Source organism: Novosphingobium sp. NFX11 (assembly GCF_057376415.1).
Genome location: NZ_CP080385.1, coordinates 1,663,187 through 1,682,008, shown reverse-complemented (window position 1 = coordinate 1,682,008; position 18,822 = coordinate 1,663,187). Strand labels below are relative to the sequence as shown.

Annotated in this window: 16 protein-coding genes; 7 read left to right on the top strand and 9 right to left on the bottom strand. The window is 66.7% G+C overall.

The features are described 5' to 3' along the window. The first annotated feature begins 209 nt into the window (after nt 1–209). A complete protein-coding gene (locus KZO24_RS25465) occupies nt 210–2,240 on the top strand; it encodes a c-type cytochrome (protein ID WP_271183850.1) in 2,031 nt (676 codons plus the stop codon). A gap of 106 nt (nt 2,241–2,346) precedes the next feature. Further along, complete coding sequence (locus KZO24_RS25460) at nt 2,347–3,483, top strand: Gfo/Idh/MocA family protein (protein WP_486487402.1); 1,137 nt, start codon at nt 2,347–2,349, stop codon at nt 3,481–3,483. A gap of 43 nt (nt 3,484–3,526) precedes the next feature. Here KZO24_RS25460 and KZO24_RS25455 read toward each other — a convergent pair whose 3' ends face one another. Both KZO24_RS25455 and KZO24_RS25450 read right to left on the bottom strand, forming a co-directional pair. Then, nucleotides 3,527–4,162, bottom strand: coding sequence for a flavin reductase family protein (locus KZO24_RS25455; protein ID WP_271183848.1), 636 nt, complete (start codon nt 4,160–4,162; stop codon nt 3,527–3,529). 4 nt (nt 4,163–4,166) lie between these two features. Beyond that, on the bottom strand, nt 4,167–5,117 hold the full coding sequence (locus KZO24_RS25450; protein ID WP_271183847.1) for a carbon-nitrogen hydrolase family protein: 951 nt from the start codon (nt 5,115–5,117) through the stop codon (nt 4,167–4,169). A 117-nt stretch (nt 5,118–5,234) separates the two neighbouring features. Between KZO24_RS25450 and KZO24_RS25445 the strand changes: the two genes are divergently transcribed. Both KZO24_RS25445 and KZO24_RS25440 read left to right on the top strand, forming a co-directional pair. Then, nucleotides 5,235–6,362 (top strand): cupin domain-containing protein, encoded by a 1,128-nt coding sequence (locus KZO24_RS25445; RefSeq protein WP_271183846.1) that lies wholly within the window; start codon nt 5,235–5,237, stop codon nt 6,360–6,362. 39 nt (nt 6,363–6,401) lie between these two features. Then, nucleotides 6,402–7,325 (top strand): fumarylacetoacetate hydrolase family protein, encoded by a 924-nt coding sequence (locus KZO24_RS25440; RefSeq protein WP_271183845.1) that lies wholly within the window; start codon nt 6,402–6,404, stop codon nt 7,323–7,325. An 818-nt stretch (nt 7,326–8,143) separates the two neighbouring features. Here the strand turns inward: KZO24_RS25440 and KZO24_RS25435 are convergent. From KZO24_RS25435 to KZO24_RS25405, 7 genes are all read right to left on the bottom strand, one after another. Continuing rightward, nucleotides 8,144–9,787 (bottom strand): flavin-containing monooxygenase, encoded by a 1,644-nt coding sequence (locus tag KZO24_RS25435; protein ID WP_271183843.1) that lies wholly within the window; start codon nt 9,785–9,787, stop codon nt 8,144–8,146. A 111-nt stretch (nt 9,788–9,898) separates the two neighbouring features. Continuing rightward, complete coding sequence (locus KZO24_RS25430) at nt 9,899–11,005, bottom strand: acyl-CoA dehydrogenase family protein (protein WP_271183842.1); 1,107 nt, start codon at nt 11,003–11,005, stop codon at nt 9,899–9,901. Between the two features lie 7 nt (nt 11,006–11,012). After that, the gene (locus KZO24_RS25425) at nt 11,013–11,756 is read right to left on the bottom strand and encodes an acyl-CoA dehydrogenase family protein (RefSeq protein WP_486487401.1); all 744 of its coding nucleotides are present in this window, start codon (nt 11,754–11,756) and stop codon (nt 11,013–11,015) included. A 148-nt stretch (nt 11,757–11,904) separates the two neighbouring features. After that, a complete protein-coding gene (locus KZO24_RS25420) occupies nt 11,905–12,189 on the bottom strand; it encodes an acyl-CoA dehydrogenase family protein (protein WP_486487400.1) in 285 nt (94 codons plus the stop codon). Nucleotides 12,190–12,255: 66 nt separating this feature from the next. Beyond that, nucleotides 12,256–13,131, bottom strand: coding sequence for an SMP-30/gluconolactonase/LRE family protein (locus KZO24_RS25415; protein ID WP_271183840.1), 876 nt, complete (start codon nt 13,129–13,131; stop codon nt 12,256–12,258). 4 nt (nt 13,132–13,135) lie between these two features. Beyond that, nucleotides 13,136–13,837 carry a carboxymuconolactone decarboxylase family protein gene (locus KZO24_RS25410; RefSeq protein ID WP_271183839.1) on the bottom strand — a complete coding sequence of 234 codons (702 nt, stop codon included), beginning with the start codon at nt 13,835–13,837 and terminating at the stop codon, nt 13,136–13,138. Nucleotides 13,838–14,039: 202 nt separating this feature from the next. Next, nucleotides 14,040–14,819, bottom strand: coding sequence for an IclR family transcriptional regulator (locus tag KZO24_RS25405; protein WP_271183838.1), 780 nt, complete (start codon nt 14,817–14,819; stop codon nt 14,040–14,042). A 270-nt stretch (nt 14,820–15,089) separates the two neighbouring features. On the opposite strand from KZO24_RS25405, the gene KZO24_RS25400 reads away from it, so the two are divergent. The 3 genes from KZO24_RS25400 (at nt 15,090) to KZO24_RS25390 (ending at nt 18,818) form a co-directional block, all read left to right on the top strand. Beyond that, entirely contained in the window at nt 15,090–16,730 is a 1,641-nt protein-coding gene (locus KZO24_RS25400; RefSeq protein ID WP_271183837.1) for a long-chain fatty acid--CoA ligase, read from the top strand. A gap of 13 nt (nt 16,731–16,743) precedes the next feature. After that, nucleotides 16,744–17,928 carry a beta-ketothiolase BktB gene (gene bktB / locus KZO24_RS25395; RefSeq protein WP_271183836.1) on the top strand — a complete coding sequence of 395 codons (1,185 nt, stop codon included), beginning with the start codon at nt 16,744–16,746 and terminating at the stop codon, nt 17,926–17,928. A 377-nt stretch (nt 17,929–18,305) separates the two neighbouring features. Next, complete coding sequence (locus KZO24_RS25390; RefSeq protein ID WP_271183835.1) at nt 18,306–18,818, top strand: redoxin domain-containing protein; 513 nt, start codon at nt 18,306–18,308, stop codon at nt 18,816–18,818. Nucleotides 18,819–18,822 lie beyond the last annotated feature (4 nt).

Below are 18,822 nucleotides of genomic sequence, written 5' to 3'. Positions count from 1 at the left end.
AACGCGCGTCGAGTGACCACCCGGGTCTCCTTGTTTCGATCCAGAGCGAGTGTCCGGAGCGGAACGCGCAAGGTCGAGCCGCCCTGCGGCTGCTATCCGCCTGACGACGACCGGAGCCTTTCGCGGCGTCCGGTCGATCCGGGCAAGGTTAGACCTTTGCGCTTTCTGGGCGGTCTGGGGCCGCGCGACCCGGCATGGAGCATTCCGGCATGAAGCATATCCTCGCAAGCTTTGCCGCCGGTACGGCGCTGCTGCTCGGCGGCTGCGGCGATCCGGCGCTGTCTCCGGCGGGCGTGGACAAGCTGACATATCACAACAGCGCCGGGCGCGAGGGCTGGAACGACCGGGAGAGGATGCTCACCCCGGCAGCAGTAGCGGGCGGACAGTTCGGTGAGATCTGGCAGTCGCCGAGGCTGGATTTCCACGGGAGCACGCCGCCGCGCCTGTTCGCCTCGCCGCTCTACGTCAGCGCGCTGGGCTTCGACGAGGGCGCGCAGGCGGGCCGGACGCTGCGCGTCACCTTCGTCGTATCCAGCACCGGCTATGCCTATGCCATCCACGCCGGGCAGCGGGCCGACCTTCCGGCTGGAACGATCCTGTGGAAGCGCAGGCTGACCGCCGACCCGTGCCAGGACGGCCAGTTCGGCAACCTCTCCACACCGGTGATTGACCGCGCCGCCAACCGGCTCTACGTCACCAGTTGCCGGGGCGACTGGACCTGGGACACCCATGCGCTGGACCTGCGGACCGGGGAGGAAGTTTCAGGCTGGCCGGTAGAGATCAGCCACCGCACCGTCACGGCGCAGGTCAACCGCAACGGCGTCAGCCGCTTCGTGCCGGGCCAAATCTACTACCAGCGCGGCGCTCTCAACCTGAGCCGCGACGGCGGGCGCCTTTACGTGGCGTTCGGGCCTGACCTTCAAGGCTTCCTCGTATCGGTGAATACCGCAAACCACCGGGTGGCGAGCGCCTTCTCCTCGATGCCGCGTGCGGACTTGCAGCAGGGCGGCATGTGGGGCGCGTCCGGCCCGGCGATCGACGCGCAGGGGCGCATCTATATCGCGACCGGGGCCAGCTTCCTTTCCGCCCTCGAGAAGCGTGGCATCCCGGGCGTATTCCCTGAAGTCGCGGGTGCCTGGGGGCAATCGATCCTGCAGTTCCGCGACGATCCCAAGGCTGGCCTGCGCCTGACGGGCACGTATTCACCGTTCAACTATTGCCAGACGGCCGCGTCCGACATCGACATCGCGGGGAGCGGCGCGGTCCTGTTCGACCTCGATCGCGGCAGCGCGGGCACGCCGCACCTGCTGACGCTGGGGGCGGGCAAGCAGGGCAACGCCTATCTGCTCGATCGCGATCACATGCCCGGCGGCACCCATAAGCGCCATGCCTGCAGCACCGATCCAGCGAGCGACGGCTCGCTCCTTGCGCCGAGCGTGCAGCCGGAACTGAAGTCGCGCGGTCCGGTGGTGGTCTTCGGTCCCTATTCCGACAGCATCGGTATGGTGAATTCCGCCAAGAGCCGCGCCACGCTGGCCCATTTCCGCAATCGCCTCGGCGAGCACTACCTGTTCCTTGCGGGCAGCGCCAAGACCGGCCCGGACTTCGGCACCAACGTGCCGCCCAGCCTCGTGCGGGTCCGGGTGGTGACACGCAAGAGCGAGCCGGCCTACCTCAAGGTTGACGGGCGCGAGATGACAGTGACGATGCAGAACCCCGGCTCGCCGGTGGTCTCCAGCAATGGCGGCGAGAACGGCGTGGTCTGGGTGCTGGACACCAATGTGCCGCGCAGCGTCGACATCTACCAGCCCGATGCCCCGGGCGCACGCCTCCATGCCTTCGACGCAAAGAGCCTGAAACCGCTGTGGCAGAGCGGCGATGCGCTGTTCACCTCGGGCAAGTACAACGAGCCAGCCGTAGTGGATGGCATGGTGCTGGTCGGCACCGACCGGCTGCAGGCATTCGGGCTGCGGGCGCCGGGAGCCGTGGCCCCGCAACTCCAGCATCCCGCCGCCGCCTCGGCCGCGAACGTGGGCAAGTCGCTGTTCGACGGGCGCTGCGCAGCCTGCCATTCGAAAGTCGGATCGGGAGCGCCGCCGGTCTCAGTGATCGCCGGATACGCGCAGGCGCAGATCGTCTATGCACTCAAGGTGGGCAAGATGAAGGAGATGGGCTCCGGCCTCGACGACGCGCAACTGGCGCAGATCGCCGCCTATGTCCACTCGACTTCTGCGAAGTAAGTGAAGACTTCTGCGAAGGTCGCAAACCTGTTCCCTGACAGCGCTGACACGGCTAGAGGTGCGGCCCCGCATCCGGCGGCCGCATGACCAAGAGCAGGAGAGTCCGTTGACCGTTTCCACCCGCAAGCCCCTGCGCGTTGCGATCCTCGGCGCCGGCATGATCGGCGAGATCCACCGCCGTGCGGCATTGCTGGCCGGTGTCGAACTGGTCGGCGTCATGGCGTCCTCTCCCGAACGGTCCGCCGCGGCGGCGGCGCAGTGGGGCACGCAGGCGATCGGCTCGCTGGAGGAACTGGCGGGGCTCGGCCTCGATGTCGTCCACGTCTGCAGCCCCAACAGCCTGCACGCAGCCCATGTCGAGGCGGCGTTGGCGGCCGGTGCCCACGTGATCTGCGAGAAGCCGCTGGCCGTCGGCACCGACGAGGCGCTGCATCTCCACACCCTCGCGGCCGAGGCGGGCAGGATCGCCACGGTACCCTTCGTCTACCGTTTCCATCCGCTGGTGCGCGAAATTCGCGCGCGGCGCGAGGCGGGCGAGTTCGGCGCGTGGCAATTGCTGCACGGCAGCTATCTGCAGGACTGGCTGCTCTCGCCGAACGCGACCAGCTGGCGTGTCGATGCATCGAAGGGCGGGCGCAGCCGGGCCTTCGCCGACATCGGCTCGCACTGGTGCGACCTCATGGAATTCGTGACCGGCGAGCGCATCGCCTCGGTCATGGCGGCGATGACGATCACCGTGCCGGAGCGTCCCGCAGTGTCGCAGGCCAGTTTCTCGGGCGGGGCGGCCACCGGGCCGCTGGTGAAGGTCGATACCGAGGACGCCGCGACCCTCCTGTTCCGCACGGCGTCCGGCGTGCTGGGCAGCGCCGTGATCTCGCAAGTCTCGGCGGGCCGCAAGAACCGGCTGTGGTTCGAGTTCGACGGCGCGCACAAGTCCGCCGTCTTCGATCAGGAGAACCCCGAGACGGTCTGGCTCGGCACCGAGGATTCGGCCGAAACACTGTTCCGCAGCCCGGGCGCGGGCGCGGCCGACGCGCGCCGTCTTTCCAGCCTGCCGCCGGGCCATGCGCAGGGTTATGCCCAGTGCTTCGAGAACTTCGTTGCGGACACGTACGCTGCCGTGCGCGGGGAGGCACCTGCCGGTCTGCCGACGTTCGCCGACGGTCTGCGCTCGGCCCGCATCATCGACGCAGTGATCCGGTCGGCGGACACCAATGCCTGGGTCGACGTGCCCGCCGCCTGATGCGAGTGGCCTGCCGCGAAGGCGGCAGGCCATCCCCGTACCGTCAGGACTCGGCCTTCTCCGCGCTCCACTGCGCGAAGGTGGGGCGGGTCATCTGGAACAGGTCCGTGGTGCGCGCATACCAGCCCGCGCCGTGAACGCGCGCGACGAGGTTCATCGCCAGCGTATCGACATGCAGCTTCTCGGCATCGATGAAGGCGTCGTCGATATGGAAGCGCAGCACTTCGCCCAGCGCGATGGTGGTCTTCTCCGTCTCGACCGCCTCGTAGAGACGGCACTCCATCGCCACCGGCGCGGTCGCGATGCGCGGGGCGCCGATCACGCTGGAGGGCTGGGTCGGGATACCGGCCGCCGCCAGTTCGTCGAATTCGGGCGGGCCGTCGATGCAAGTGAAGTTCATCGCCGCACTGTCGGCCTCGGAGACGAGGTTCACCACGAATTCCCCGGTTTCGAGGATGTTGGCGGCGCTGTCCTTGTGCGTGCCGTCGGGGCGGCGCATCATGCCCAGCACGATCAGCGGCGGCTCGGCGCTCATCATGTTGAAGAAGCTGTAGGGCGCGGCATTGCGCAGCCCCGCGCCCGACACCGTCGTCACCCACGCGATCGGGCGCGGGGTGATGCTGGAGCCCATCAGCTTGTAGCGATCAGGGCCCGGTACTTTTGAAAAATCGAATTCCACTTGGCTATTCCCCCGAACGGGTGACCGCGCGGCGCGGTGCGACGTTGACCTTCAGTTCGAACACGTCGGGCCGTGCGTAGTGGCCGACGACGTCGAAGTCGTACTTGCCGCGCACCACCTGCGCCGGTTCGATATCGGCATAGAGGATCGTTTCGGCCGAATAGTCCGGTCCTGCAAGCACCGTGCCCAGCGGATCCACGATCATCGAGCCGCCGCGCAGCAGCACCGTCTCGGGATCGTCGCCCAGCGCGCAGTCATAGTCGGCCGGATAGGCGCCGCGCGTCACATGCTGGCAGGCGGAAAGCACGAAGCAGCGGCCCTCCAGTGCGATGTGCTGCATGGTCGAGGGCCAGGCGTCGCGGTCGTCGGCGGTGGGGGCGCAGTAGATGGAGATGCCCTGATCGTACATCGCCATGCGCATCATGGGCATGTAGTTTTCCCAGCAGATCACCGCGCCGACCTTGCCGAGGGGCGTGTCGAAGACCGGCAGCGTGGAGCCGTCGCCGAAGCCCCAGATCAGGCGTTCCGCGCCGGTCGGCATGAGCTTGCGATGCTTGCCGACGAGGCCCTTGTCGCCGTCGAAGAACAGCGCGGTGCAGTAGACGGTGCCGCCGTCCCGCTCGATCACGCCGATGACGACGAAGGCGCCGGTCTCGGCGGTGGCTTCGGCGAGCAGGTCCACTTCGGGGCCGTTCAGGTCGATCGCGGCTTCGTGATAGGCGCGGAAGTCCTCGCGTCCCTGCGGCTTGCGCATGCCGACAGGCGTGCCGAACGAGGCACCCTTGGGATAGCCGCCGAGGAACGCCTCGGGGAACACCATGAGCTGCGCGCCGCCTGCGGCTGCCTTGCGGATCAGACCAGCGGCCTTTTCGGCGGCGGCGAGAGAATCGGTCGGGATCGATGCGGCCTGGATGACGGCGGCCTTGAAGGGGGCTGCCTTAAACGATGCGGACATGCGGCGCTCCTTTGGAAAAGCACAGGGAATCTGCGGTTCACATAAGGGACAATAGTTGCATTTGACACTTTATTCAAATTATTTTAGGTCTGTAATATCTCGCAGATGGAGGCACCCATGGCCGATCAGAGCTACGACCAGTACCGTGAGGAAATGATCGGCCGCGCGAACGTGGCGGACACGCCCGCACTGGTGGCCTATTACGAGCGCCTGAAGCAGCTGGGCACCGGCGCGCTGTGGACCGTGGCGAACAAGATCGAACCGTGGGAACCGATCTCCACCTCGGTGCCGTACTTGTGGCGCTACAAGGACCTGCGCGACGACGTGATGAAGGCGCTCGACCTCGTCACGCCGGAGCAGGCGGGGCGCCGCGTCGTCTATCTGGAGAACCCCGGCCGCGCCGACGTGGTCGCCGCCGTGGGCTGGCTCTATTCGGGGCTGCAGGTGATGGGGCCGGGCGAGCTGGCCTCCAGCCACCGCCATTCTGCCTCCGCGCTGCGCTTCATCATGGAGGGCGAGGGCGCCTTCACCAATGTCGACGGGCACAAGATGACGCTGGGCGCGAACGACTTCGTGCTGACGCCCAACGGCACCTGGCACGAACATGGCGTCGCCGAGGGCGGCACCCCGTGCATCTGGCAGGACGGTCTCGACATTCCGCTGATGAACGCGCTGGAAGCCAACTTCTACGAGGTTCATCCCGATCTGCAGCAGGCGGTCTCCTACCCGGTCGACGATTCCACCGCGACCTGGGCGGGCACCGGCCTGCGCCCGGCAGGCATGGCGTGGTCCAAGCCCTATTCGCCGCTGTTCAAATACGAATGGGCGCCCACCTACGAGGCGCTGACCAAGTACGCTCGAGTCACCGACGGGTCGCCCTTCGACGGTGTGATGATGGAATACGTCAATCCGCATACCGGCGGTCCGGTGATGCAGACGATCGGCGCATCCATGCAACTGCTGCGCCCCGGCGAGCGGACGAAGGCCCACCGCCAGACCGGCAGCTTCGTCTACCAGTGCGCCAAGGGGAAGGGCTGGTCGATCATCAACGGCCAGCGCTTCGACTGGCAGGAACGCGACATCTTCGTGGTTCCCGCCTGGATGTACCACGAACACGCGAACGCCTCGGACAGCGAGGATGCCTGCCTGTTCACCTTCAACGACCTGCCCGTGATGCGCGCCCTTGGCCTCTACCGCGAGGAAGCGCTGGCGGAAAACGGCGGTCACCAGCCGATCCTGACCTGATTTTCAACTCAACACGATAACCTTCGGGGGAATAGCCCAATGCGTCTCGTTACTTACCGTGCCAATGTCGAAGCCGAAGCCCGGCTCGGCGCCCTCGTCTCCGGCTTCGGCGGCGATCTCGTGCTCGACCTCGAACTGTTCGGCGAGGAAATGGGCGTTCCCTTCCCCGCGACGATGCTCGAGTTCATCGACCTCGGCCCGCAGGCGGTCCTGATCGCCAGCAAGCTGATCGAGCAGGCCGAGGGCCTGTTCCCGCTGGGCACCGCCATCCCCTTCGCCAACGTCATCCTGCTTGCGCCGATCCCTCGTCCGCGCAAGAACATCTTCGGCATCGGCCTCAACTACACCGAGCACGTCGCCGAGAGCGCCAAGTCGCTCGACACCTCGCCCGAACTGCCGCGCCAGCCGGTGATCTTCTCCAAGCCGCCGACCTCGGTGATCGCGCCGGGCGAGCCGATCCGCCACAACGGCGAGATCACCCAGCAGCTCGACTGGGAAGTCGAACTCGCCGCGATCATCGGCACCAAGGCCAAGGGCGTCGCCCGTGAGGACGCGCTGAACTATGTGTTCGGCTATACCGTCTGCATCGACATGAGCGCGCGCGACTGCCGCCGTGCCGGCCAGTGGATCTACTCCAAGGGCCAGGACACTTTCGCGCCGATGGGGCCGGTCGTGGTCACCGCCGACGAGCTGGGCGATCCGCAGACCCTCGACCTCTCGCTCACCGTCAACGGCGTGACCAAGCAGTCGAGCAACACCGCCTTCATGCTGTTCAAGGTCGACGAACTGGTCGCCGACATCTCGAAGGGCATCACGCTTGAGCCGGGCGACATCATCGCCACCGGCACCCCGGCGGGCGTCGGCGCGGGCATGGACCCGCAGGAGTGGGTCTGGCCGGGCGACGTGATCACAGCGACCGTCGAGAAGATCGGCTCGCTGACCCACTCGGTCATCAAGGCCTGAACAGAGCTTCCCGAAAGGGGAGAACATCCTCCCTGACTTTCAAGCGGGGGCCTTTTCGAAGGCCCCCGTTTTTTCATGGCAGTCCGTCGTCGCGAACGCAGCGATCCGGAGCGTAAGCGTCCTCAGCTATATCCTCGTCATACCCGCGAAAGCAGGGACCCAGCTGATGCCGGTGCAACAGGAACCGTCAGGAGATGGGTTCCCGCCTTCGCGGGAATGACGATAAGGGTGGAAAGCGGTCCTACAGGTCCTGACGCCAAAGTGCCTTCGCCACGAAGGCCAATTCCAGCAAGCCGATGCTCACGAACACAGCGATAGCCGCATGGACTACGGGCGAACTGAGTTCGCCCAAAAAACTCCAAAGACTGCGAAAATGCACCACGCGGGAAGCCCGATGCAAATCATGGCCAGTTTGAGCCATCTAGGTTGAAGCCGCCAAAGTCGCGTCTGCAAAGCTATTTCATGTTCGGCCATGGCCAGAACTTATGTCCGGCAGGCAATGGCCGCAATGGGGCGGTTTCGGATAGTCCGCTTTCCTACAAGCAGCGCTGTCCAATACACTGCGCCCATGCTCCATCCGATCGCGCCGCATCGCACAAGGTAGTGACACCTCTCCCGCACAAAAGCTGACACATCGACCGCCAAATGTGTCACCTTGCACCTCTAACGTGACACATTCCGGCCCAAAGTGACGCCCTTTCCCCCTTGACCGTGTAAACCGTGTAAACCTGCGTCACCTTGCAAGGCCCGAAACGACCACCGGCCCGCCTCCCCATCGGGAGCCGGGCCGGCAGCATCATTCCGGAAATGGCGAAGGGTCAGGCAACCGTTTCAGGAACCCCGGTCTTCTCGAAGACCATGCCGCGCCAGTCGTCGTCGGCGGCCTCCTGACAGGTTTCGCGGTAGGCCTTGAAGCCGCCGGTGTACATCGTCAGCCCGCGTGCCTTGCCCGCCACATTGGCGCCGGTGTACCAGGTGTTCGCCTTGCGCACCAAGGTGTTGAGCGAGAGTTCATGGACATGCTCCATCCACTCGTGCTCGGCCTCGGCGGTGGGTTCCATGGCGGTCAGGCCATTGCCGCGCATATGCTCGATCGCGCCGGCCAGCCAGTTCACGTTCTGCTCGTTGATGGTGAAGATGTTCGCCAGCGCCGAGGGGCCGTTAGGGCCGCAGACGATGAACAGGTTGGGGAAGTCCTTCATCATCAGGCCGAGGTAGGAGTGCGCGCCGCCCTTCCATTCCTCGTTGATCGTCTTGCCATCCCGGCCCACCACGTCGAACGCCATCAGCGCGCCGGTGAGGCCGTCATAGCCGGTGGCGAGGATCAGCATGTCCAGCTCGATCTCGCGGCTTGCGGTGCGCACGCCCTTCTCGGTCAGGCCGACGATCGGCTCCTTGAAGCAGTCGACGAGGCTGACGTGCTCCTCGTTGTAGGTCTCGTAGTAGTTGGTGTCGAGGCAGGCGCGGCGCGCGAAGATCGGGTAGCCGCGCGGCTTCAGCGTCTCGGCGGTGGCGGGATCCTTGACCACTTCGCTGATCTTGCCGCGCACGAATTCGGCGACCTGCTCGTTGGCCTCCTCGTTCTGCATGAGGTCGGAGAACGAGCCGAGGAACGTGTGGCCACCGTTCTGCCACGCCGATTCCATGATCTTCACGCGCTGCTCGGGCGGCAGGCTGAAATAGGGGCGCGTGGTCGCCGGGCGCACGCCGCCGAGCGGGCTGTTCTTCGCCGCCACGCGCATCGCCGGCAGGTTGCGCTTGATCTCGGCGGTGTACTCGTCGGAGTGCTTGTGGTTGCGCATCGGCATGGTGAAGCTGGGCGTGCGCTGGAACACGAAAAGCTCCTTCGCCTCTTGCGCCACAACCGGGATGATCTGGATGCCGGTGGAGCCGACGCCCACCACGCCCACGCGCTTGCCCTCGTAGCTCACCGGCTCCTTGGGCCAGCGGCCGGAGTAATAGAGTTCGCCCTTGAAGCTGTCGAAGTCCTCGAAATCCGGGCGCTTGGGTACCGAGAGCGGGCCGGTGGCCATGACGGCATAGGTCGCCTCGAAGGTCTTGCCGGTCTCGGTCCCGAAGGTCCAGACCTGCCGCGCCTCGTCGTATTCGGCCCGGCTGACGCGGGTGTCGAACAGGTAGTCCTTGCGCAGTTCATGGCGGTCGGCGACGAAGTTGATGTATTCGAGGATTTCGGGCTGGGCGGCGAACTGCTCGGACCACGACCACTCGGCATCGACTTCGGGCGAGAAGGTGTAGCAGTAGTCGATCGTCAGCAGATCGCAGCGCGCGCCGGGATAGCGGTTCCAGTACCAGACGCCGCCGACGTTGTCGCCCGCCTCGATGCCGAGCACCGAAAGCCCCATCTCACGCAGCTTGTAGACGGCGTAGAGACCGCCGATGCCCGCGCCGACGACGACCGCGTCGTACGTGCCGTCGACATGCTTGTTCGCAACTTCAACCATTTCGCCCATCATCTCCTGGGAGGCTCGATCCACCGACTATGCCGCAAGGGGCTGCCGTGGACCGACCGTTGGGGCCCCTGCGGACCCAAAATCACATTCGTGAGAGCGCCTTCACGCCCCCAGAACTTGTGGCGCGACGAAGCGCGCGACGTGGTGCTCCACAGAGCCGTAGGCGCAGTCGAGCATCATCTGCCGCTTGAGGTGGTGGCTGATGATCAGCTCGTCCGAGAAGCCGACGCCGCCGTGAAGCTGCACCGCCTGCCGCCCGACGTAGAGCCCACACTGCCCCACCCGCGCCTTGGCGGCCGAGACCACGCGGCGGCGCTCCGCTGCGGGAAGGCCCAGGCTGAGCGTGGCGCGGTAGGACATCGAGCGCGCCTCCTCCAGCGCGATTCCCATGTCCACGGCGCGGTGCTGGAGCGACTGGAAGCTGCCGATCGCCACGCCGAACTGCTTGCGGGTGCGAAGGTAATCCAGCGTGGCCGCAAGCGCCGCTTCCATCGATCCGACCGCCTCGGCCAGATGCGCGCAGATCGCCTTGTCAACCGCGAGTTCCACCTTCGGGAGCGCCGCGCCCGCCTCGCCGATCAACACGGCGGTGACGCCGTCCAGCTTCAGCCGGGCGTGGCGGTGCTGGTCGATGGCGCGGAAGCGCGAGACGGTGAGGCCCGGCGCATCGGCGCGCACGAGGAACAGGCTGATGCCCGCATCGGTCTTCGCGGTGACGACGAACCAGTCGGCGTCGGCGCCGTCCTCGACGTGCAGCTTCTCGCCGGTCAACGTCCATTCGGTGCCGCTACCGGTCGCGGCGCACTCGACCCAGCCGAGGTCGTAGCCGCCATCGGGTTCGAGCAGGCCCGCGGCCGCCTTGGCGCTGCCCTCGCCGATCGCGGCGAGCAGGTCGGCGGCGGCGGGATCGCCGCTCACCAGCGCGGGGACGAGCACCGCGTTGGCGACGTAGGAGGTCGGGATCAGGTGGCGGCCGACGCCCTCCATGATCGCCATGACATCGACCGCCGAGCCGCCGAGGCCGCCGTCGTCCTCGGCAATCGGCAGCATCAGCCAACCGAGTTCGGCCATTTGCGCGGCGGTGCGCGCGGTCAGGTCGTCGAAGCGCTCCAGCAGCTTGAGCCGGTCGCTGGAGGGCCACAAGTCCGCGCCGAGGCGGTTGGCGCTGTCGGCCAGCATGCGCTGTTCGTCGGAATATTCGAAGTTCATGGCAGCCTCACAGACCCAGCGCGCGGCGGGCGATGATGTTGTGCTGGATCTCGCTCGATCCGCCGTAGATCGAGGTGACGCGCGAATAGAGGGCGCCCTGCATGCCGTAGGGCATGTCGGCGGGGCCTTCTCCTTCCAGCGCCCGGAAATGCGCCGCCTCCGGGCCGAGCGCGTCCATCCACAGCGCGGTGGCGCGCTGGTAGAGGTCGGACCAGCGCAGCTTGACCATCGAGCCGCGCGGGCCGGAATCGGCGCCCGAGGCGAGGTCGGCGAGCAGGCGCAGCACCATGGTTTCGAGCGCCATCGCCTCGATCTCCAGCTGCGCGAGCTGCGCGGCGAAGGCGGGCGTCTCGATCAGCGGCACCCCGCCGATCTTGCGGGCACGCGCGGCATCGCGCACGCCATCGAGCACTTGCGGCAGGTGGATCGCGGTGGCCGAGCAGACCATGCGCTCGCGGTCGAGCAGCACCTTGCCGTATTCCCAGCCCTTGCCCTCGGTGCCGACGAGGTTCGTTACCGGCACCCGCACGTCGTCGAGGAAGACTTCGTTGGTGGTATACTTCTCGTCCATCGTCTCGATCTTGCGGATCGCGATGCCGGGCGTCTTCATGTCCACCAGCAGCAGCGAGATGCCCTGCTGGCGCTTGGGTTCCTGCGACGTGCGGGCGAGCACGAACATGTGGCTGGCGACCTGCGCGTAGCTGGTCCACATCTTCTGCCCGTTGAGGACGTAGTGGTCGCCGTCGCGCACCGCCGTGGTGCGCAGCGAGGCAAGGTCGGACCCCGCGCCCGGCTCGGAATAGCCCTGGCACCACCAGTCGTCGGCATTGATGATGCCGGGCAGGTAGCGGTCCTTCAGCTCCTGCGAACCGTACGTGAAGATGATCGGGCCGATCAGTTCAAGGCCCTGGTGGAACTGGATCGGCGCCCCGGCGCGGGCGGATCTCGCTTTCGAAGATGTAGTTCTGCGCCGGGGTCCAGCCGGGGCCGCCGTACTCGACGGGCCAGGTCGGCGCGCCCCAGCCCTTGGCGGCGAGCGCCTTCTGGTAGGCGATCAGTTCGGCCGGTTCGAGCCGGAGCCCGGCGCGCACGCGGGTGAGCCATTCGGCGGGCACGGTCTTCGCGAAGAAGGCGCGCACCTCGTCGCGGAAGGCCAGTTCGGCGGGGGTGAAATCGAGGTCCATGGGCAGCTGACTGCCTTGAGCGCCCGCCTCATTTCCAGCCCGAGGCCCCTTGCGGCGCCGCTAATTTCAAGTGTGATTGTCCGGAACGTAAATCGCCTCGGCCATCCCGCGCGCGTCGAGGCCGGTGATCGCCAGCATGCGCCCGGCGTCGGGGTGGTCGGACTTCAGCTTGTGGCCGGAATCGGCGATGGTGGTGACGTAGAGCGTCGCCATGTCCTCGCCCCCGAAGGCGGGGCACGAGGGATAAGGCACCGGCACGTCGATGCTGCGCAGCAATTCGCCCTGCGGCGAGATGCAGCCGATCCGCTGCGTCGTCACCAGCGCCACCCACAGACGGCCTTCGGCATCGACGGTGGCGCCGTCCGGAGCGCCGACGCGTGCGCAGTCGAAGAAGTCCTCGCGCGCGCCCAGCGCTCCGGTCTGCGGGTCGTAGGAGTAGCGGCGGATCATGCCTTCGAGGGTGTCGGTGAGGTAGAGCCAATTGCCGCACGGCGAGAAGCAGATCGCGTTGGTCAGCTTCATCCCGGCTTCGACCCGCGTGGCTGTGCCATCGGGATCGAGGCGCCAGACGGTGGCGAGCGCCTCCTCCTGCCCGCCATGCTGCATGGTGCCCGAGAGGAAACGCCCCTGCCGGTCGGCCTTGCCATCGTTGAAGCGGATCGCTCCGGTGCCGATCGGCGGGCGGGCCAGCGGCTGCACCGCGCCATCCCCGTCGATCAGCGCGAAGTGATCGACGAAGGCGGCGACGAGGCCCCTGTCCGCCAGCCCGATCGAGCCGACCGCGCTGTCGAACGTCCAGTCGCGCTGCACCCGGCCGTCGGCATCGGCGGCCATGACGCGGTCGTGGCGGATATCCACCCACCACAGCCAGCCGCGCCGCGCGTCCCACACCGGGCTTTCGCCGAGGTCGTTGGCGACGTCGGTGAAGAAGGAGATGTCCATCGCGTCAGGCTCCCTCCCGCTCGGCCACCGCGCGCATGACGGCGGGGATGCCGTCGGTGCAGGCATGGAGGCCGAGGTGCGCGACCAGTTGGAACACTTGCGCGATCTCCTCCGCCGAGGCCCCGGCATCCAATGCGCTGCGCACTTCGACGCGCACCGCGCTTTCGTTGAGATGCGTGGGCGAAGCCGCCAGCGCCAGCCGGATCAGCGCGCGCTCGCAAGGGGTAAGGCGCGAGGTCCGGTCCGCCGTCGCCTGAAGCTGGGCCAGCGCCGAGGCCCACTCCGGCGAGACGCGCGCGGCGGCCGAGAGCCAGTCCTGCGGTCCGGCGAGCGGCGTCCCGCGCGCCGCCAGTTCCTGCGCCAGCACGTCCATGCCCAGCGCCACGCTGTCGAGCCCCTGCAGCGTCGCGATTTGCAGCACCTCGACCAGTTCGGCGGGGGTGCAGCCCACGTCCAGCGCGATGCGGATATGCACCTCCAGCCCGGCCGCGAACAAATGCGTGGTGGAGCCGTCGACGGCGACGTAGATCAATTCGCGCATCCGCGCCGAAAGCGGGCCGGTGCGCGCAGGCGTGGAGGAATAGGCGAGGTACGCTTCCAGCCACTCGGGGCTATATTCCAGCAGCCCTTCGTTGAACTCCACCCAGTACCCGCGCGCCTCGATATAGGCGCGCTTGAATGCCTGCTTTTCCGCTTCGGTCTTCACGGCTCATCCTCTCTCCACGAACGGAGAGGATGAGCGCGCCGTCCCTCGCGCTGTCGATCTCCGCGCGGAACCGGGCGCGAAAATCATCAGCGTGATTGACCGCACCGTATCGTCATTGCGAGCGCAGCAAAGCAACCCAGGGCGGTTTACGTAACTCTGGATTGCTTCGCTACGCTCGCGATGACGAACGATGGGGGCACCCCTACTCGGCCGCCTGCGCGTAGTCCTGTTCCTCGCGGATCGCCTTGAACTCGGCGATGCACTCCTTCATCGCTTCGATGATGTCGTACTGCGCGCGCGAGATGCGATCCGCAAAGCCACCGACGCCGATCGCGAGCGGAATGCCGTGGATCTTCTCGCCCAGCGTCATCGAGATCGACGACACTTCCTGCGTCGGCTTGTTGGCGAGATAGGCGTAGCCCGTATGCCGGGTCCAGCGGATCTCGCGCATCAGGTCGGCAAGGTCGAAGCGCTGGCGCTCGGCCAGCTGGTAGTAGTTGGTGTAGCGGCAGATCTTGTCGATCTCGCGGTCCTTCATCTCGCTCATCAGCGCGAGGCCGCCGGCGGAATCGACCAGCAGGCGCATCGTGCCGACCGGCGGCGGCAGCTTGAATTCGTGGTCCGGCGCCTTGAGGATGATGTACTGCACGAACAGGTCGTTCTGGGTGCTGAGGCCCACCGTCTCGTTGGTGCGGCGCTGCAGTTCCTCAACCAGCCAGCGATAGCTCTCGTCCGAATAGACGTAGCCCGGCAGCCAGTTGCCCAGTGCGCCCACGCGCATCGTCGGCAGGTAGGTGCGGGTCATGCGGTTGTAGTTGAGGTAGCCCATCACCACCATGCTCTTGAGCAGGTTGGTGGCGCTGGACTGCGGGTAGCCGAGCGTGGTGTAGACCTCGTGCAGCCGCATGGGCCTGCGCTCTTCCGCAAACAGTTCCAGCACCTCTAGCGTGCGTGATGCGGACTTGACCGTTCGCCGGATCATCAGCCTCTCCATGTATGGCCGCTATCGTGCGCGGCTTCGTTGCGACCAGTGTTAGCCCGATCCGGTGCGGGAACGGAATGTCCCTTCTGCCATATCACATATGTGATGGTGCGGCACCCGGCATCGAAACCCTGTTCCTATTCCCCCTGTGATATTCGGCCCGCGTCCGGCGCTCCTTTTGCGGCCCGCGCCGCGCCGTCTAACCGGGGCGGAACGAGAACCTCGCCGATCGGCGAAGACGGACACGTTTCGGGAAAGGACGAAGGCGCGATGATGGGCCTGATGCAATGCCTGCCGCTGACCATCGGCAGCGTGATCGACCACGCGGCGCGCAACCACGGCGCCACCGAAGTGGTCTCGCGCCGCGTGGACGGCAGCTTTGAGCGCAGCACCTGGGCACAAGTGGCGCAGCGCTCGCGGCGACTGGCCACCGCGCTGGACGCGCTGGGCACGAAGCCCGGCGACCGGATCGCCAGCCTGGCGTGGAACCGCATCCCGCACCTCGAACTCTACTACGGCGTCCCCGCCAGCGGCCGGGTGCTGCACACGCTGAACCCGCGCCTGTTCGAGGAGCAGATCCGCTACGTCCTCGCCGACGGCGGCGCACGGGTGCTGTTCGTGGACCCGGACCTGCTGGCGCTTGCCGAGGGCGTGCTGGCGATCCACGATGAACCCGTCACCGTCATCGTGCTCTGCGCGCGCGAGGACATGCCCGCATCCACGCGCGACGATCTCATCGCCTACGAAGACCTGATCGCCGCCGCCGATCCGCTCGCACAATGGCCCGACCTCGATGAGCGCACCGCCTCCAGCCTGTGCTACACCTCCGGCACCACCGGCGCGCCCAAGGGCGTGCTCTATAGCCACCGCTCGACGGTGCTGCATGCGATGTCGCTGATGACGGCGGACTCGATGGCGCTTTCGGCGCGCGACAATGCGCTGCTGTTGCCGCCGATGTTCCACGTCAATTCGTGGGGCGTGCCTTATGGCTCGGCGATGTGCGGGGCCAAGCTGGTGCTGCCCGGCGCGCAGCTCGACGGCGCCTCGCTCCATGCGCTGCTGCGGGACGAGGCGATCACCTTCTCGCTCGGCGTGCCGACCGTGTGGTTCTCCATCCTCGACCAAATCGAGCGCACCGCCACGGCAGAGGAACGCGGGGCACTGCGGCTCGAGCGCGTGTTCATGGGCGGCGCGGCGACCCCGCGCGCGCTGGTGCAGCGCTTCCGCGACCTGCTCGGCGTCGAGACGATGCAGGCCTGGGGCATGACCGAGACCAGCCCCGTCGTCGCCGTCACCCGCCCGATGGGCCGCCACCACGGCCAGCCGTGGGAAGAAGAGCTGGACCTTCGCGCCAAGGCCGGGCGCTGCCTGTTCGGCTGCGAGGTCGGGGTGGCGGATGCGGACGGCAACGTCACCGGCCCCGGCGCCGACGCGGTGGGCGCGCTGGTGGTGCGCGGGCACTGGGTGACGAAAGGCTACTTCGGCAAGGAACCCGGCTCCGCGCTCGACGCGCAGGGCTGGTTCGACAGCGGCGACATCGCCCGCATCGATGCCGACGGCTTCGTCCAGATCACCGACCGCTCGAAGGACGTCATCAAGTCGGGCGGCGAGTGGATTTCCTCGATCGACCTCGAAAACGCCGCCGTCGCGCACCCCGCCGTCAAGGAAGCCGCCGTGATCGGCGTGCCCCATCCGCGCTGGCAGGAGCGGCCGCTGCTGCTGCTCGTCCTCCAGCCCGGCGAGACGGTGAGCCGCGAGGCGATGCTCGCCCACCTCACCGAGCACGTCGCGCGCTGGTGGCTCCCCGACGACATCGTGACGGTGGACGAGTTGCCGCACACCGGTTCGGGCAAGGTCATCAAGTCCGAACTGCGCGACCAGTACCGCCACCACCTAGATCCCGCGCACTGACAGGACCGCTCTCGTGACCACCATCTACGCCGTCGCCGCCGCCCGCACCGCCATCGGATCGTTCGGCGGTTCGCTCAAGGACCAGACGCCAGGAGACCTCGGCGCTCACGCCGCCCGCGCCGCGCTTGTCCGTTCCGGGGTGGCGGCCGAGGCGGTCGGCCATGTCGTGTTCGGGCATGTCATCACCACGCACCCGCGCGACCACTTCGTCGCCCGCATCGCCGCGCTCGGCGCCGGGCTGCCGGTCGAGACGCCCGCGCTGACCGTCAACCGGCTGTGCGGATCGGGGCTGCAGGCGATCATCTCGGCCGCGCAGGCGATCATGCTGGGCGACTGCAACGTGGCGCTGGCAGGCGGCACCGAGGTCATGAGCCGCGCGCCGTTCTACCTCCCCGACATGCGCTGGGGCCGCAAGATGGGCGACGGCGCGGTGATCGACGGACTGAACGGCGCGCTCACCGATCCCTTCCACGAGATCCTGATGGGCGTGACGGCGGAGAACGTCGCCGCACGCCACGGCATCAGCCGCGAACAGCAGGACGCCCTCGCCCTCACCAGCCAGACCCGCGCCGCGCGCGCGATCGCGGAAGGGCGTTTCCGCGAGCAGATCGCCCCGTTCGAACTGAAGACGCGCGCGGGCACCCGCCTGTTCGAAGAGGACGAATACGTCCGCCGCGATGCCACCCTCGCCGACTTCGAGACGCTGCGCCCGGTATTCCGCAAGACCGATGGCACCGTCACCGCCGGCAATGCCTCGGGCATCAACGACGGCGCGGCGGCGGTCGTGCTCGCCAGCGAGCAGGCGGTCCGCGACCATGGCCTGACGCCGCTGGCCCGGCTCGTTTCGTACGGCCACGCGGGCGTCGAGCCCGAATACATGGGCATCGGCCCGGTCCCGGCGACCCGCGCGGCGCTGGCGCGGGCGGGGCTTGCCGTCGCCGACCTCGACGTGATCGAGGCAAACGAGGCCTTCGCCGCGCAGGCCTGCGCGGTGGCGCAGGAACTCGGGCTCGATCCGGACAAGGTCAACCCCAACGGCAGCGGCATCGCGCTTGGTCATCCGGTCGGTGCGACGGGCGCGATCATCGCCACCAAGCTGTTCCACGAACTGCGCCGGACCAGCGGGCGCTACGGCCTGACGACGATGTGCATCGGAGGCGGCCAGGGCATCGCGGCGATCTGGGAAGGCATGACCTGACCCCCGGAAACTGGAGCACCTTGCATTAGAGTTTGCGCCTTGATCTCGCTTGCGCCAAGTCGCTGAACAGGTGACGCAGCACGACAAACTGGTCCTGGGATAGCAGCCGCCTGCCGGGCTCGGCCCGGCATGGGTTTCCCGCGAACTGCCTAGTCTGCAGCAGGCGTTGAAGGATTTTGGGCCTCATGCGCGGTAAATTGAAAATTTTTATTCAATACGACCCCAGCACTTTATCGAAAATATGTTGTCGCAATAATCTCGAACATGATTGATGAATCGCATATCTCTTGAAGATCCTTCCCCTTCGCGCCTGCGATCATTATTTGCCGATACCGTTTTCCATGGCGGACCGAAGGCTTCATGTGTGAAAAGTGGCCATGAAAATCGCGTTCGCAATTTCCAGTCTATATCTTATGTTCGCAAATCAGGCGCACGCAGCGCTGGTCGTAGGCGATCAGGCTCCGGTCTTCACGGTCGATGCGGTACAGGATGGATCGCTTAGGCAGATCAAACTCACTGCCTTGCTCAAGGATGGCCCGGTCGTGCTGTACTTCTTTCCGTCCGCCTTCACTGAGGCCGCCGAAACGGAAGAGTTTGCGGCCAAGGTCGATCAATTTCGCGCTGCGGGCGCAACCGTCGTCGGCATGTCGCGCGATTCCGTCGGATCGCTGAGCGGCCTTTCAACCGGCGCGGCACACGGAAAATTCGCTCTGGCCAGCGCAGACGAAAGCCTTGTGAACGCTTTCGACGTCAACGACGGCGCGATGTTCAATACCCGCACGACTTACGTGATCGCGCCCTCCGGCAAGATCGCCTTCGTTCACAACGAAGACGAGGTTCGCGATCACGTGAAGGGCGCGCTTGCCTTCGTGCAGGCCATGAAGAAGTAGGCGG

Bases quoted from the DNA above. Each gene is read 5' to 3' on its own strand.
- KZO24_RS25465 (WP_271183850.1), top strand. From the start codon at position 210: ATGAAGCATATCCTCGCAAGCTTTGCCGCCGGTACGGCGCTGCTGCTC.
- KZO24_RS25450 (WP_271183847.1), bottom strand. From the start codon at position 5,117: ATGTCCGCATCGTTTAAGGCAGCCCCCTTCAAGGCCGCCGTCATCCAG.
- KZO24_RS25445 (WP_271183846.1), top strand. From the start codon at position 5,235: ATGGCCGATCAGAGCTACGACCAGTACCGTGAGGAAATGATCGGCCGC.
- KZO24_RS25440 (WP_271183845.1), top strand. From the start codon at position 6,402: ATGCGTCTCGTTACTTACCGTGCCAATGTCGAAGCCGAAGCCCGGCTC.
- KZO24_RS25435 (WP_271183843.1), bottom strand. From the start codon at position 9,787: ATGGTTGAAGTTGCGAACAAGCATGTCGACGGCACGTACGACGCGGTC.
- KZO24_RS25430 (WP_271183842.1), bottom strand. From the start codon at position 11,005: ATGAACTTCGAATATTCCGACGAACAGCGCATGCTGGCCGACAGCGCC.
- KZO24_RS25420 (WP_486487400.1), bottom strand. From the start codon at position 12,189: ATGGACCTCGATTTCACCCCCGCCGAACTGGCCTTCCGCGACGAGGTG.
- KZO24_RS25415 (WP_271183840.1), bottom strand. From the start codon at position 13,131: ATGGACATCTCCTTCTTCACCGACGTCGCCAACGACCTCGGCGAAAGC.
- KZO24_RS25405 (WP_271183838.1), bottom strand. From the start codon at position 14,819: ATGATCCGGCGAACGGTCAAGTCCGCATCACGCACGCTAGAGGTGCTG.
- KZO24_RS25400 (WP_271183837.1), top strand. From the start codon at position 15,090: ATGATGGGCCTGATGCAATGCCTGCCGCTGACCATCGGCAGCGTGATC.
- KZO24_RS25390 (WP_271183835.1), top strand. From the start codon at position 18,306: ATGAAAATCGCGTTCGCAATTTCCAGTCTATATCTTATGTTCGCAAAT.